The sequence below is a fragment of the Micromonospora sp. MP36 genome (assembly GCF_008119785.1).
Classification (GTDB): domain Bacteria; phylum Actinomycetota; class Actinomycetes; order Mycobacteriales; family Micromonosporaceae; genus Micromonospora.
Genome location: NZ_VSFA01000012.1, coordinates 40257 through 55214 on the forward strand (window position 1 = coordinate 40257; position 14958 = coordinate 55214).

13 protein-coding genes are annotated in these 14958 nt (G+C 74.6%); 8 read left to right on the plus strand and 5 right to left on the minus strand.

The annotated features are described in order from the left end of the window. Positions 1-12: 12 nt before the first annotated feature. Both FXF52_RS12835 and FXF52_RS12840 read right to left on the minus strand, forming a co-directional pair. Positions 13-504 (minus strand): hypothetical protein, encoded by a 492-nt coding sequence (locus FXF52_RS12835; protein ID WP_148796766.1) that lies wholly within the window; start codon positions 502-504, stop codon positions 13-15. A 175-nt stretch (positions 505-679) separates the two neighbouring features. Then, positions 680-1195: a MaoC family dehydratase gene (locus FXF52_RS12840; RefSeq protein WP_148796768.1), complete on the minus strand. Its 516-nt coding sequence runs from the start codon at positions 1193-1195 to the stop codon at positions 680-682. A gap of 546 nt (positions 1196-1741) precedes the next feature. Between FXF52_RS12840 and trxA the strand changes: the two genes are divergently transcribed. The 3 genes from trxA (at position 1742) to FXF52_RS12855 (ending at position 3664) form a co-directional block, all read left to right on the plus strand. Beyond that, positions 1742-2104 carry a thioredoxin gene (gene trxA / locus FXF52_RS12845; RefSeq protein WP_148796770.1) on the plus strand — a complete coding sequence of 121 codons (363 nt, stop codon included), beginning with the start codon at positions 1742-1744 and terminating at the stop codon, positions 2102-2104. Positions 2105-2324: 220 nt separating this feature from the next. Then, positions 2325-2765 carry a hypothetical protein gene (locus FXF52_RS12850; protein ID WP_148796772.1) on the plus strand — a complete coding sequence of 147 codons (441 nt, stop codon included), beginning with the start codon at positions 2325-2327 and terminating at the stop codon, positions 2763-2765. Next, positions 2762-3664, plus strand: coding sequence for an HTTM domain-containing protein (locus FXF52_RS12855; protein WP_255471874.1), 903 nt, complete (start codon positions 2762-2764; stop codon positions 3662-3664). Before FXF52_RS12850 ends, FXF52_RS12855 begins: the two co-directional genes overlap by 4 nt. On the opposite strand, the gene FXF52_RS12860 is transcribed toward FXF52_RS12855, so the two are convergent. The 3 genes from FXF52_RS12860 to FXF52_RS12870 form a co-directional block, all read right to left on the minus strand. After that, positions 3578-5044 carry a dynamin family protein gene (locus tag FXF52_RS12860; RefSeq protein WP_222870501.1) on the minus strand — a complete coding sequence of 489 codons (1467 nt, stop codon included), beginning with the start codon at positions 5042-5044 and terminating at the stop codon, positions 3578-3580. The two genes, FXF52_RS12855 and FXF52_RS12860, sit on opposite strands and share 87 nt — an antisense overlap. After that, complete coding sequence (locus FXF52_RS12865) at positions 5041-6900, minus strand: dynamin family protein (protein ID WP_255471875.1); 1860 nt, start codon at positions 6898-6900, stop codon at positions 5041-5043. The genes FXF52_RS12860 and FXF52_RS12865 overlap by 4 nt, the downstream gene beginning before the upstream one ends. A gap of 103 nt (positions 6901-7003) precedes the next feature. Beyond that, the gene (locus FXF52_RS12870) at positions 7004-7972 is read right to left on the minus strand and encodes an IniB N-terminal domain-containing protein (RefSeq protein WP_148796776.1); all 969 of its coding nucleotides are present in this window, start codon (positions 7970-7972) and stop codon (positions 7004-7006) included. Positions 7973-8261: 289 nt separating this feature from the next. Between FXF52_RS12870 and FXF52_RS12875 the strand changes: the two genes are divergently transcribed. The 5 genes from FXF52_RS12875 to FXF52_RS42470 are packed head-to-tail and all read left to right on the plus strand — an operon-like array spanning position 8262 to position 14913. Continuing rightward, a complete protein-coding gene (locus FXF52_RS12875) occupies positions 8262-9524 on the plus strand; it encodes an Hsp70 family protein (RefSeq protein WP_148796778.1) in 1263 nt (420 codons plus the stop codon). 5 nt (positions 9525-9529) lie between these two features. Beyond that, positions 9530-12100 (plus strand): LuxR C-terminal-related transcriptional regulator, encoded by a 2571-nt coding sequence (locus FXF52_RS12880; RefSeq protein ID WP_222870502.1) that lies wholly within the window; start codon positions 9530-9532, stop codon positions 12098-12100. Further along, the gene (locus FXF52_RS12885) at positions 12097-14115 is read left to right on the plus strand and encodes an ATP-binding protein (protein WP_187413480.1); all 2019 of its coding nucleotides are present in this window, start codon (positions 12097-12099) and stop codon (positions 14113-14115) included. Before FXF52_RS12880 ends, FXF52_RS12885 begins: the two co-directional genes overlap by 4 nt. Further along, on the plus strand, positions 14112-14555 hold the full coding sequence (locus FXF52_RS42465) for a roadblock/LC7 domain-containing protein (protein ID WP_222870503.1): 444 nt from the start codon (positions 14112-14114) through the stop codon (positions 14553-14555). The genes FXF52_RS12885 and FXF52_RS42465 overlap by 4 nt, the downstream gene beginning before the upstream one ends. Next, positions 14533-14913 carry a DUF742 domain-containing protein gene (locus FXF52_RS42470; RefSeq protein ID WP_255471876.1) on the plus strand — a complete coding sequence of 127 codons (381 nt, stop codon included), beginning with the start codon at positions 14533-14535 and terminating at the stop codon, positions 14911-14913. The genes FXF52_RS42465 and FXF52_RS42470 overlap by 23 nt, the downstream gene beginning before the upstream one ends. Positions 14914-14958: the final 45 nt, after the last annotated feature.

A 14958-nucleotide genomic window follows, 5' to 3' on the forward strand; every position in this document is an offset into this window, starting at 1 on the left:
GCGGGGCTCCGGTCAGCGCAGGTCGAGCGCGCCGGCGAGCCGGTCGAGGAAGCGCCGGTCGCCGGGGCTCGCCCCGGCCTCCCCGGCCCGGCAGACCCGGGCCGCGACCGACTCCACCCACTGCCGGTAGGCGGCGGCGTCGGCGGGGTCGGCCCGCCGCCGGAGCACCCGGACCGCGGCCCGGCAGGCGGCGAGCAGGTCGACCAGGTCGGTGAGGCGTTCGTCCCGTTCGGTGGCGCCGTCGTGGCGGGCGTAGATCGCGGAGACCACGGCCCGGACCAGGTCGCTGTCGAAGGCCCGGCCGGCGGCTACGGCGTCCAGGCCGGCCAGCCCGGCGGCGACCCCGCGCGGCGGGCGTCCGGGCCCGGGCGAGGCGGCGGCGACGAGGACCCGACCCGGCAGGTCGGTCAACAGATCCCACTCCGCCGTGGAGTAGACGGCGGTGGTCAGGGGCGCGACGCGGCGTCCGGCAGGGGGCGGCTCCCCAGCGACGGAGGGTTTCATGCCGCCGCCCCGCTTCGCTCGGGGGTGGCATGAGGCATCGACGCGCTGAGCCTGATGATTCGCTCGCTCCGCTCGCTCATCGCGGGACCTCCGGCGTCAGCATATGCCGAGGAACAGAAAAAGGACCCCTTCCCCACGGATCGGAAAGGGGTCCTTCGCGCCCTGTGTGGGCAGGTCAGCGCGGCTCGGGGAAGCTGGGCCGCTCCGGGTCGACGCCCTCGGGCACGGCTGCGGCCGCGTACTCCTTCTTGGGGACCATGACCTTGCGGCGGAACACGCAGACCAGCGTGCCGTCCTGGTTGTAGCCCCGGGTCTCCACCGCGACCACGCCGCGGTCCGGCTTCGAGGAGGATTCCCGCTTGTCCAGCACCGTGGTCTCGCCGTAGATGGTGTCGCCGTGGAAGGTCGGGGCGACGTGCCGCAGCGACTCGATCTCCAGGTTGGCGATCGCCTTGCCGCTGATGTCCGGCACCGACATGCCCAGCAGCAGCGAGTAGATGTAGTTGCCGACCACCACGTTCCGCTTGAACTGGGTCGCCGACTCCGCGTAGTGGGCGTCCAGGTGCAGGGGATGGTGGTTCATGGTGAGCAGGCAGAAGAGGTGGTCGTCGTACTCGGTGACCGTCTTGCCCGGCCAGTGCCGGTAGACCGCACCGACCTCGAACTCCTCGTAGTAGCGGCCGAACTGCATCCTTGTCCCCTTCGACGGACGGCGATGGAGTTCGGCACAGCATGCCTTACCGCTTGTTAAGGCGGCGACAGGGGCGCTGGCGATGCGGAAATGTCACACCGGGGTCGATCCGGGTGGAGACGCAATGAGCGGCGGGGCCCTCCCCGGCACCCGCCGCCCACGCTCTGATGCCCATGATTCTGCCGCACGGCAACACCCCACCAACAGAGACGGACATCACATTTATCCTTTTGTAACAATACGGTGCGTGACCAACGCCCGCGCAGGAAGCGATCTCTGCACGTCGGATACCTCCTTGTCAAGCGTCAGATTGCTGATTCACCGGACTCGATCGTGTCGATCTCCTTGGAAGCGCTCCCATCACGGGCGGTCACGCAAATGCGACGTGCACTTGCGATCCGCACGCCTGATGAGACAGATTTCGCTCGATACCTCCCAGCGTCACCGCAGCACTGCGCTGCGTTTCGTCGCGTACGTCACGGGAATGGAAGGACGTCCGCCCTGGTTCCATCGGACGTAGGCAATCCGCGCTGATCGGAGAGAGCAATGGCAACGGTTGAGCTGACCACGGCCAACTTCGACGAGGTGACCGAGAAGGACGGCATCGTCCTGGTCGACTTCTGGGCCGACTGGTGCGGCCCGTGCAAGCGCTTCGCCCCGGTCTACGAGCGCTCGTCCGACAAACACCCGGGCATCGTCTTCGGCAAGGTCGACACCGAGGCGCAGCCGGAGCTGGGCGCCAAGTTCGACATCCGCTCGATCCCGACGATCATGGCGATCAGGGACGGCGTGATCGTCTTCGCCCAGCCGGGTGCCCTGCCCGAGTCCGCGCTGGAGAACCTGATCGAGCAGGTCGAGAAGCTGGACATGGACGAGGTCCGCAAGCAGCTGGCCGAGCACAAGCACTGACCCACTGACGACTCCGGTGACGGCCGGGTCCCCGCTCCGGGGGGCCGGCCGTCGTCGTCTCCCGGGCACCGGGCCGCGCCCAGCTCCGCCGCCCGGCCGGGCTCGCCCGCGGGCCGCGTCGGCTGCCGGCCGGCCGGCGGGACCAAGCGACACGGCCAGCGAGTACTGGACGACGGAAGGAGGCCGTGGGCAGGTCCCGATCCCGTATCGTGACCAGCCGATGGAGACCTTGACCACCCGCGGGCGCCGCGTCCGGCTGGGCGCCACCGTGCTCGGGTTGGCGCTGCTCCTCGCCGGCACCGTCCGAGGCACCGACGACGACTTCCCGTTCGGTCCGTTCCGGATGTACTCCACCTCCGACCCGCCGGACGCGCCCGCCCCGGACACCCGGGTCGAGGGTGTCGACCGCACCGGTGCGCTCGTCCCACTCGGCCAGGACGCCACCGGCATCCGCCGCGCCGAGATCGAGGGCCAGCAGGACCGCTACACCGCCGACCCGAGCCTGCTGCGCCGGGTCGCCGACGCGTACGCCGAGCGGCACCCCGCCGCCCCCGCGCTGGTCGAGGTCCGCATCGTGGTCCGCTGGTACGACATCCAGGGCGGCCGCCCGACCGGGCGCTGGACCGACCGGACCGCCGTACGCTGGCAGGCCACCCCGTGACCCGCTGGCTGACCGAGGCGGTCCCGCGCGGCCGGGTCGCCGCCTTCCGTACCCTCGTCTACCTCTTCGTCGCCGCCGACCTGGTCGTCTTCACCCCCTGGGTACGCACCCGGGTCGACGTGCCCGGCGACCTCTACCAGCCGCTGCTGGTCGGCCGGCTGCTCCCGCTGCCCACCCCCACCCCGGCCCTGGTCGGCGTGATCTTCTGGGTGCTGCTGGCGCTCTCCCTGCTCGCGGCGACCGGGCGGGCACCCCGGCTGCTCGGCTGGGCGGTCTTCGCCCTCTACTTCGAGTGGATGATCGTGGCGATGAGCTACGGCAAGGTCGACCACGACCGGTTCGGGCTCCTCGTCGCGCTGGCCGCCCTGCCCACCGCCGGCCGTGCCCGGCACGGCGACCCGACGCGTACCGAGGCGGGCGGCTGGGCACTGCGGGTCACCCAGATCGCGGTGATCTGCACCTACTTTCTGGCCGCCTGGGCCAAGTTCCGCTTCGGCGGCCTCGACTGGGCGACCGGCTCGGTGCTGGCCCGGGCGATCATCCGGCGCGGCACCGACCTGGCCGACCTGGTCGCCCAGGTGCCGCACCTGCTGATCGTCGCCCAGTTCGGCATCCTCGCCTTCGAGCTGCTCAGCCCGCTGGTCTTCGTGCTCCCGGAACGGTGGCGACTGGCCGCGGTCGGCTTCTTCTACTCCTTCCACCTGGTGACCATCGCGACGATCACCATCTCGTTCGCGCCGCACCTGGTGGCGATGACCAGCTTCCTGCCGCTGGAGCGGGTCCGCCCGGTCAGCCTGCTCCGCCGCCGGCGGTCACCGGCCGCCCTCGGCCAGCTCGGCGATCATCCCCTCGCAGCTGCGGGCGACGACCTGGGCGCCGCGCCGCTGGGCCAGCCGTAGCAGCGGGTCCTCCGCGCGGTTCCGCCACCGCCACTGCGCCTCGGCGGCGACCTCCCAGAGCCGCTGCACGGTCGCGTCGTGTTCGACGCCGAGCCGGGCCGCCAGGCCGACCCCGTCGCCACCGACCAGCCGCTGCGCCTCGGCCGCCAACTCCACGTCGAACCCGAGCCGGCTGGTGCGCAGCGCGGCGAGCAGGCGCAGCTCGCGGAACTCGTGCGCCCCGGCGAGGATCTGCTCGACCCGGCCGAGCAGCTCGTCCGTACCCCGGCCGGGCTCGGCCCGCAGCAGCGCCTCCACGGCGGCCAGCGCCGACCGCGCCTTCAGCGTGTCCCGGCGGTCGATCAGGCAGCGGGCCATCGACTCGCGCAGCTCGGTCAGGCCGCTGCGCCGGATCAGCTCGGCGGAGAGCTTCGCCCGGCTGTCGCAGCCGGTACGGATCAGCGTGGTGGCCAGCCGCAGCCCGAAGAGCCCGAGCCGGTCCAGCAGCGCGGCGCGTACCCCGGCGTCCAGCCGGACCGGCAGCTCGCCGCGGACGAAGCGGTCGGCGGAGAGCAGGTGCGGCTCCAGCTCCGGGCGGGGCACCCGGGCCAGCTCCGCGAGCACGGCGTAGTCCGACTCGCTGAGGATCCGGCCGGCCAGGCCGAGCTGGCCGGTGCACGGGACGACGAGCACGCTGAGCGCGTTCACCCGAGGGTCGCGCTGCAGTCGCCGGGCGAGCTGGCGGGCGGTGAGCAGGCCGTCGATCCGTCCGCCGCCGGTCTCGTCCACCCGCGACAGCACCATGACCACGTTCACCGCGGCGGCCTGCCCGACGGCGCTCTCCCGGCTGGTCTCCAGCACCCGCAGGTCGCTGTCGCGGCCGTCGCGGGTCAGGTAGAGCACCGCGTCCGCGTCCCGCAGCACCCGTTCCATCACCGGCGCCCGGCCCTGCTCGTCGAGGTTGGTGGCCGGCGTGTCGATCAGCGTCACCTGGCGCAGCGTGCGGGTCGGCCACTGCACCACGATGTCCCGCAGCTCGCCCGCCCGCCAGCCGACCAGGTCCACCCGCATCCCGGTCGCCGACTTGGCGATCGCCAGCTCCTGCGGCGGATGGCTGGTCGAGTACGCCGTGGCGCTCGGCTGCGGCCCGTCCTCGTACCAGGTGAAGACGCTGCTGCCGTCCACCCCGTCGACCGGCGCGACCTCCTCGCCCATGATCGCGTTCAGCAGGGTCGACTTGCCCGACCGCCACGGGCCGGCGACCGCGATCCGCAGCGGTTGCTCCAGCCGGGCCAACTGGTGCCGGAGACGGTCGGTGGCCCGCGGATTGTCCCGGTAGAGCTGGAGGGCCTGGTGCAGCAACCCCCACACCGCCTCGTCCAGCCGCAGCCCGACGGTCATGCCCGGGGCCCCAGCGACGCCGGGGCGGCCCGCCCGCCGGTCAGCTGCTGGGCCTGCTCGAAGAGCGCCGCCAGCCGGGTCATCTTCAGCCGGATCTCGCGCTGCCGCTGGTCGCGGACGGCCGCGTCGGTGTCGGCGGCCTGCTTGGCGCTGCGGAACGACCGGATGATGGCCTCCTGCAGCTCCTCGGTGAGCGCGGTGAAGTGGTCGCGGAGCATCCGCTGCACCTGCCGGGCGGTATCCCGGCGCTCCTTGGTCATCCGGACGAAGAAGTCGTCGACGTGCCGCTGGATCGCCGTCTTGACGGTCGCCTGCCGGCGGCGCAGCAGCTGCCTGCTCTCGTCGTGGATGCTCTTGCCACCGAACAGGGCGCCGACGCCGATCGAAAGCGGATTGATCATCGGCATCCCGGCCAGCGTCGTCGCCAGACCGACCATCAGCAGGCCGCCGTACGAGCCACGCATGCCGGTGATCAGCTTCTGGCTCGGGGTGAAGCGGTCGATCTGCGGCCGTTCGATCTCCGGCAGCCGGTCGTCGAGATCCGGCGGTGTCGTCAGCGACCACGGCGGCAGCACGTCATCGCCGTACCGGGCGAAGGTGTCGGCCACCCGGCGGGCGGCCCAGTCGCAGCGCTGGACCAGCCACTCGTGGTTCGCCGCCGCCGCCTCCAGCAGGCTGCGCTCCAGCCACTCCTGGAAGGCGTCCCAGCTGACCAGCGGGTCCGCCTCGTCGAACGCCTCCTCGACCTGGCGCAGGATCTGCCGGGCCCGGTCGCGCAGGTCGTACTCGATGTCGGAGAGCAGGTCGCCCATCTCGTCGGCCAGCGTGTTCTGCCACCGGGTGGAGCAGCGACGCAGCTCGTCGACCTCGCGCTGGGCCGCGTGCAACCGGGAGATCGGCCCGGACTGCTCCTCGGCCTCCTGGCTCGCCAACTCGGCGCGCAGCGGCGCGGCGAGCTGCTCCACCACGGTCCGCGCGATCACGCCGACCGCGGCCCGGGCCAGGCGGTCGGACTTGCCGGCGAGGTCCTGCTGCAACCGGGCGATCAGCACGGGGAAGCCGGATTCGGCGTTGAGCTCCCGGTCGTCGCCGACGGCCGCGCGCAGCCGCAGGACCGCCGAGACCGGGATGACCGGGGCGGGCACGCCTGCGTCGGCCAGGTGCTGCCGGTTGCGTTCGGCGACCGCGCGCCAGTCCGGTACGAGATCCGTCTTGGTCTGCACCACCACCACGTTCGGGTGCGACCGCGCCACGTGCAGCAGCATGGTCAGCTCGCCGGCCGAGAGTTCCCGGGTGGAGTCGGAGACCAGCAGCACGGTGTCCGCCCAGGCCGGCGCGGCGGTCGGGCCGGCCGCGCCGAGCGCGGCGACCTGGTCGGTGCCCGGGGTGTCCACCAGCACCAGTCCGGCGCCGAGCAGGCCGCGGGGCAGTCCGATCTCGACATGGGCGGGGCCACCGCCGGCCCGGCGGCCGAGCGCGCCGGCCACCCCCGCGGCGACCCGGTCCAGCGGTACCGGGATGCGCTCGGTGGTCACCGGGACGGCGCTGCCGGCGGACCGGGCCGGCGTCGCCGGCGGAGTCTGCACCACGGCGGCCGACGGCACCTCGGCGTGCTGCACCACGGTCGGCAGCATCGTGGTGTGGCCGTCGCCGACCGGGCAGGCCGGGGCGTTGATGATGGCGTTGATCAGTTGGCTCTTGCCCTGGTGCGACTCGCCGATGACCAGCACCCGCAACCTGGGGTCCAGCAGTTGGACCCGCTTCCGGCGCACCGTCTGAAGCAGGTCACCTCGCCCGTGTGCGCTGCACGTACGGGCGATCTCGTCGAGCACGTCCAGCCAGATCGCCGCGATCACTGCACCAAGTGTGCGGATTTCGGCTCAATTATCAAGAGGGCCCCGAAGCGGAACAGGAGCGGGAGGCCGTCGAGCCGGCCTCCCGCTCCTGTTTGGAACTCCGTCAGAGCAGGCCGCCCAGCAGGCCGCCGTCGGTGGAGGCGTGCACGTCGCCGTCGACCGAGGCGCTGCCGTGGACCCCGGAGTCGCCGGTCACCCCGGCGGTGAGACCGCCCACCGTGCCGGTCACCCCGTCGACCGTGCCGGTGACGCCGGACACGGCACCGTTCACGTGCTGCGTGACGCCGTCCACGGTGGCCGGCACGTGGACCGGCGGCACCACGCCGGCGGCGCCGTCACCCAGGCCGAGCCCGCCCAGGGTGTGGTCGACGCCGAGCGAACCGACCACGCCGTTGACCTGGGCCTGGGTGCCGGAGAGGAGGCCCAGGTCACCGCCGAGGGCACCGTCGCCGTGCAGCAGGCCGGTGCCGGCGTCGGTGGTGGTGCCGAGCGGGTCGCCGGCCGTACCGGCGAGGTCCCCGACGATCGGGTCGACGGCGTTGTCCACCGTGCCCACCACGTCGGAGTCGAGGGTGTGCGCGACGTCGTGCGCCCCGGTCAGGTCGGTCGCGAGGCCGCCCGGCCCGATGCCCAGGCCGATGCCCGGCAGCACGGCCGCCCCGGCGTACAGGCCGGCGGGGTCGACCGCGATGGCGCCCAGCGCGCCGGCCGAGGCGTCCACCCCGGCGTGGGAGCTGTTGACGCTGATCTGCTGCGGCACGGCGGCGAGCTGGCCGACCACGTCGCTGGTGTCGCTCGCCAGCGGGTCGAGCCCGAGCTGCCCGGCCACCGGGGCCAGCGGCGCGAGCCCCGCCCCGGGGGCGGCGTAGTCGACCACCAGCGGCACCACGTCCTGCACGTCGGCAGCCGTGACGTCGGTGAGCCCCGCGGCCTGCAGCGCGCCCTCGGGGTCGAGGTCGAAGGCCGACCGCGCGTCGGGGTCGGTGAGCAGGTTGAGCACGAAATCGTGCAGCGTCTGGGACGAATCCACCGACTGCTGCGAGTTGACGTGCAGGCTCTGTTGCGAATCCATGGGCCGGTTCTCCTCGAACGTAGCGTCAGCACCGTCGTGCCTCGACACTGACGCTATGGCCGGGGGCGCGCTGTGGTCATCGGGGAGCGACCCGCAACGAGCGGGAACGGATTAGGGCCTTCTCCCCCTCGTGCGTTAGGGGGAGAGGGGGAGGCGGTCCGGCTAGAGTTAGGGTACCGGGACGGGAGCCATCTCTGGTACGAAAGTAGGAGCTCACAGGGCTCGCCGGGGTGGGTCGCCACGGTGTCGACACCGTCGCCAGGGCCACTCTCGGTGGAGGAAGAAACACATGCCGTACGTCCTGGGAATGGACATCGGAAGCACCAGCACGGTCGCAGCCGTCGCCCGGCGGCGGGGCGAGACCTGGGCCCGCCCCGAGGTCGTCCCGCTGGACGCCGGGTCGCCCGCCGTACCGTCGGTGCTGCACCTGTTGCCCGACGGGTCGCTCACGGTCGGCGAGCCCACCACTGACGACCCCGGCCGCACCACCCGCGACTTCGTCCGCCGGGTCGGCGACGACGTGCCCCTGCTGCTCGGCGGCGAGCCGTGCCCGCCCGAGAACCTGGTCGCCGAACTAACGGCGTGGGTGGTGGAGCGGGTCTCCGCCCGGGAGGGCGAGTTCGCCGAGGCCATCGTGCTCAGCCACCCGGCCGCGTGGGGCGCACACCGACGCGATCTGCTGCACCGGGCACTGTGGCACCTCGACCTGCGCAACGTGACGCTGCTGCCCCGCCCGGTCACCGTCGCCGAGAGCCACGCGGCGCGCGGCTTCCCGGGCACCACGGCCGCCGTCTACGCGCTGGGTGGCAGCACCTTCGAGGCGGCGCTGGTCCGCCGCACCCCGCGGGGCACGTACGAGGCGTTCGGCCTGCCGCAGGGCCTGGACCCGCTCGGCGGCACCGACTTCGACGAGGCGCTCGCCGAGCACGTCCGTACCCTGCTGGGGCGGGAGCTCACCGGCACCGCACGACCGGAGACGTACCCGCTGCGCGGGCTGCTGCGGGAGTGCGACCGGGTCAAACGCGAGCTGAGCGTCGCCACGGAGACCGACGTCATGCTGACCCTGCCGACGGGGCCGGTCCGGGTGCCGCTGACCCGGACGCAGTTCGAGGACCTGATCCGGCCAGCCGTGCGGGCGACCGTCGACCTGCTGGTGCGGACCGTGCACTCCGCCGGCCTGACACCGGCGCAGCTCGACGGCGTCCTGCTCGCCGGCGGCTCCGCCCGGATCCCGCTGGTCACCGAACTGGTCGCCGCGGCGTTCCCCGTCCCCGTCGAGGTGGAGCCGGATCCCCAGCTGACCGCCGCCACCGGGGCGGCGCTCGCCGCCGGCCAGGTGGTGTCCCCGCGCCCCCGCCGGCCGGTGTCGGCGCCCCCGGCCACGCCGGTGAGCGGCGCCGGGGCGGCACCGGCCGTCCCGGCGCGGCACCACGAGCACCACCACGCCCGCCACGGCGAGCCACCACCCCGTCCCCCGGTCCGGATCAGTCCGCTGAACCTGCCGAAGGCGTCCCGCCTGGCGTTGGCCCGGGGGCGCGGGCGCGAAGGATGACCACCATGATCATGAGTAGCGTGGCGGAGGCCCGGCTCGTGCTGGGCAAGCGGTCGACGGCCCTGCTCGGGGCGGTCGCGGCAGACCCCGGTACGCCCCTCGCCGTCGGCGTGACGGGTCCCGGCGGCCACGGCAAGACGGCTCTGCTCACCGAGCTGGCGCGGGCCCACCAGCGAGCCGGGGCAACCGTGCTGGAGGGTGTCCCGAGCCGGGCGGGCCAGGTCGACCCCGAGGCGGTGCTGCTGGTCGACGACGCGCACCTGCTCGACGACGCGCGGCTGGAGACGCTGCGCCGGCTGGTGGACGCCCGCCGGTACCGGCTGCTCGTCGGCTACCGCCCGTGGCCCCGGTCGGCGGCGCTGGCCGAGCTGACCGACGCGTTGAAGCGGGACGGGCAGCAGGTGGTGCTCACCCCGTTCACCCCCGAGCAGACCGGCGCGTACCTCGCCGGCGTGCCCGAACTGGGCCGGCGGAACGACCTGGTCGCCTTCGTCCACGCGCAGACCGGCGGCGTCCCGCGCGACGTCGAGCGGCTGGTCCGCGGGCTGCGCGGGCAGGAGGAGCCGGTCACCGTCTCGACCGAACCGCCCCGGCCGGCCGTCCTCCAGTTCGGGCCGGACCTGGATGAGCTGGCATCCGGCGTCCGGCGGCTGCTGCTGGCCGTCGCCGCGGGCGTACCGCTGCCGGCGGACCTGCTCGGCGTGCTGCTCGACCGGACGCCCCACGCGGTGGAGGAGCTGGTCACCGCCACCCGGGCGGCCGGCCTGCTCGGCGCCGACGGCCGGCTCTCGCCGATCGTGCGACGGGCCGTCATCGCGCTCAGCCCGGCCACCGAACGCACCGCGGTCTGGCGCCGGCTCACCGAGCTGCAGCTCGGCCGCGGCGCCGCGGTGCTCCCGCTGGTCCTGTCGTTGCGCGCGGCCGGCGTACTGGGCGACTGCCCCGCCCCCGCGCTGCAGGCCGCAGCCGAGGAGGCGCTGAGCGGCGAGCCCACCCTCGCGGCCGAACTGTTCGCCGCGGCCACGGCGGCGGGACTGCCGGCCGGCGCCCGCCAGGCGGTCGCCGCGGCGCTCGCCGGCGACCTGGACGCCGCCCTGCGGCTGGCGGACCGGCTGCTCGCCGCCGCCGACCCGGAAGACCGGGTGGAGGCGGCGACGGTGGCCGCCACGGCGCTCGCGCACCGCGGCCAGGTGAGCCGCAGCGTCGAGCTGTACCAGTGGTCGGGCAGCCCCTCCGCCGCGGCGTTCGCCGCCGTCGGCGCGCTCGCCGTCGGCCGCCCGGCCGCCGCCGCGGACATGCCCGGCGACGACCGGGCCGGGGGACCGCCCACCCTGCACGCCAGCGCCGCCCGGCTGATGGCCGAGGGCGTACGGGAGAGCCTCACCGGCCCGCCGACCACCGCCCTCTCCACGCTCGTGCAGGCCGCCGCGCTGCTGGAGCCGGACGGGCGGGCGGTGCTCCTGCCGGACAGTCCGGCCGCGCTCGCCGCGTTGACCGCGATCCACTGTGCCGAGCTGGACATCGCCGAGGGGGTGCTGGACCGGGCCGTCTCGACCGGCATCGGCGGGCCGCTGATGGCCCGCCGACACCGGCTGTTGCAGGCCTGGATCCTGATGGTCCGGGGCCACACCGCCGCCGCCGAGGGGCTCGCCGCGGTGGCCGCCGACCAGCGCCCGCTGGAGTCCCGCGACCTGCTCCTGGCCAGTGCGCTCCGGCTGGGCATCGCCCGGCGCAACAGCGACCTCGGGGCGCTGCATCAGGGCTGGGGACCGGCGCTGGAGGCGGTGGTCCGGCACCCCGTCGACCTGTTCACGTTGCTGCCGCTGGGCGAACTCGCGGTCGTCGGCGCCCGGCTGGGCGACCTGGGCCGGCTGGAGCCGTACCTGCGGGAGGCCTGGCTGCTGCTGGACCGGCTCGGCGGCCCGGCACTGTGGAGCGCGCCGCTGCACTGGACCGGGCTGCACGCCGCGATCCTGGCCGAGGAACCGGCGGTCGCCGACGAACACGTCGCCGCCCTACTCGCCGCCGCCGACCACAGCCGGTACGCCGCGGTGGTCTCCGCCGCCGCCGCGAACTGGGTCGAGGTGCTGCGCGGCGTGGTCGACCCGGTCCGGGTGGAGGCCGCCGCCCGCGGACTCCACGACGCCGGGCTCTACTGGGACGCCGCCCGCCTCGCCGGGCAGGCCGCGATCCGCACCTCCGACCGACGGGCGATGACCAGCCTGTTGGAGTGTGCCCGGGTGCTCCAGGGCCGGCCCGCCACGGCCCGGGGCGGGCAGCCACCCACGGGCGACGGGACGGCACCGGTCGCCGACGCCGTCACCGACCCCGCGCAGCACCGGCTCAGCGACCGCGAGCACGAGGTGGCCGAGCTGGTGCTGGCCGGACTGACCTACCGGGAGATCGGCGACCGGCTCTTCATCTCGGCCAAGACGGTGGAGCACCACGTGGCGCGGATGCGGACCCGGCTGAACTGCGCCAACCGGGCGGAGCTGCTGGCGCTGCTGCGCACCGTCGTCGCCGACCGCTCGAGCAGCGCGGGCCGGCAGCCGTGGCCGGAACGGGCCGCACGGTGAGCCAGCCGGCGCCGGCGGACCGGCGGATCCGGCTCAAGCTCGCCACGCTGGCGACCGTGCTGCTGACCCTCTGGGCGTACGCGGCGTTCCTGACCGGTCGGGACGCCGCCGATCTGGTCCGGGTCCGGGCCCTGGCGGACACCCTCGGCCAGCCCACCGACCTGCTGATCCTCAACCTGCAGGCGGAGCGCCGGCTCACCGCCGAGGCGCTGGCCGTGGCCGGCCGGGCCCGCACCGAACTGGCCGCGGCGCGCGACCGGACCGACCGGGCGGCCGACCCGGTACGCGCGTTCCCCGAGGGCCGCGACCTGCGGCTGCTCACCGCCGGCGCGGTCCGGGACCGGGCCGGCGAACTCGTCCGCCGGTTGACCGGGCTGGCCACCCTCCGGGCTGCGGTGGACGACCGGCGGCTCGACCGGGCCGGCGCGGTGGCCGGGTACGACCAGCTGATCGACGCCGCCTTCGCCGTGTACGGCCCGGAGTGGGGCGGGCGCGAGACCACGCTGGCCGGCGAGACCAGCGCGGTGATCGCGCTGGCCCGCGCGCGGGAACTGCTCGCCCGGGAGGACACGCTGCTCACCGCCGCCCTGATCGGCGGCCGGATCAGCGCCGACGACCGCCATCGGCTGGCCGAGCTGGTGGCCAACCAGCGCTACGCCCGGACCACCGCGGCCGCGCAGCTGCCGGCCGCCGGCCAGGACCAGCACCGGCGGCTGGTGGAGGGTCCCCGGTTCGCTGGTCTGCGCGAACTGGAGGACCGGCTGCTCGGGACGGCCGGTGCCGCCACGACGGGGATCAGCGCGCAGAGTTGGCGGGCCGCCGTCGACCCGGCGCTGAGCGGACTGCGCGAACTGGTGATCACCACCGCGCGCACCAGCGTCGAGCGGGCCGCACCGGGGGCCGCCCTGGTGGTCGCGCGGACCGGCGCGGTGGTGGGGCTCGGGCTGGTCGCGGTGCTCGTCGTGCTGTTCGGCTGGTCCGGCACCGTGCGCCGGCTGGCCGGCGGGTCGGACCGGCCGGCCTCGCTCCCCTTCACCCAGGCCCCGACGATCCGGATGCGGCCGGTCGAAGCCGGGCCCGCCGGCGCTCCACCCGCCGGCCCCGGCGACCTGCCGGGTTCCGATGCCGCCGGCCGGCGCGACCCGGCGTCCGAGGCGGCCACCCGCGAGCTGTTCCTGCGGCTCACCCAGCGCAACCAGGCCCTGCTGCACGATCAGCTCAACCTGCTCGACGCCATGGAGCGGCGCGATCGCGCGGCGGAGGAGACCGCCGACCTGTTCCGGCTCGACCATCTTGCCACCCGGATCCGGCGTAACGTCGAGAAGCTGGTCACCCTCGCCGGCGCGACACCGGCCCGCCGCTGGCGACGGCCGGTGCCGCTGCTCGACGTGGTACGCGGGGCGGTCGCCGAGGTGCCGGACTACCACCGCGTCCTGGTCGCACCGCACTGGCCGTGGTCGCTCGCCGGGACCGCCGTCACGGACGTCGTCCACCTGCTGGCCGAGCTGATCGAGAACGGGCTGACCTGCTCACCGGAGCACACCAGCGTGCGGGTCGCCGGTGAGCCGGGGCCGCCCGGCTGCTCGGTGGTGATCGCCGACGACGGGCCCGGCCTGACCGCCGCCGCGCTGGCCGAGGCGAACGACCTGCTGGCCCACCCGCCACCGGACGGCCCGCCCGCCGGCCGGGCCGGGCTGTACGTCGCCGCCCTGCTCGCCGCCCGCTGCGGCGCCCGGGTCTCGCTGCGTCCGGGCCCCCGCGGCGGGACCGCGGCCGTCGTGCTGCTTCCGGTCGGCCTGGTCACCGGGACCGGGCCCGAGGATGGCACTCTTGCCGGGACGCGGCCTCGGGTGTCGGCCGGCGTACCGCACCCGCGGACGTCGGCCGAGGGTGTCCACGGGGGCGGGCTGCCCACCCGGGTGCGCCGCCCCGGGGTCGGCCGGCCCGCACCCGGCACCACCGGCCCCGACACCGCCGGGATCCCGCTCGGGGAACGCAGCGAGAGGACGAGATGACACATCCAGTGGCCACCGTGGACAGCCTGACCGCCGCCCTGGACGGCCTGGTCGACCGAGTGCCCGGGGCCGAGTTCGCCGTGATCCTCTCCCCCGACGGCCTGCTGCTCGCCCGGTCCCGACAGGTGACGGATGACATGGCCGAGCAGATCTCCAGCGTGGTCAGCGGCATGTACTCGTTGGGCCTGGCCGCCACCCGGGTGTGCGCCACCGGCGCGCTGCGGCAGGTGGTCATGCAGATGTCGCGCGCGTTCGTGTTCGTCGCCACCACCCGGGGCGGGGCCATCCTCACCGTCCGGATGGGCGGTGAGGCCGACGTCGGCGATATGGCGTACGAGGTGGCGCTCTTCGCGGCGCAGGCCGAGCGGGACCTGCCGGTGTACCTTCCGGCTCGGGCGGCGACAGTCGGGGGCAGCGGTGCGGACCACTGGCGGCCATGACGAGGCCTGGTACGACGACGACGCCGGACCGGTGGCCCGCCCGTACACGATGACGCGCGGGCGGACCGCGTCCGACCACGGCCAGCTGGACGTCATCTCCCTGGTGGTCGCCCGACGGGCGGTGCCCGACTCCGCGCAACTGTTTCCCGAACAGGCCCGGATCGTCGAGCGGTGCCGGCGTCCACTGTCGGTGGCGGAGGTAGCTGCCGGGCTGGACCTGCCGTTGGGTACCGTCCGGGTACTGCTCGGCGATCTGTTGGGGGCCGGGCTGATCGAGATGCACGAGCCGCCGACGCTGTCCGGGAGGCCGTCGCGGGAACTGCTCGAGGCGATCCTCGCCGGGCTCCGCGCGCTCTGAGCCAGCGGGACCGGAGGACGCGGACGCCGGTCCGAGGGACGATCT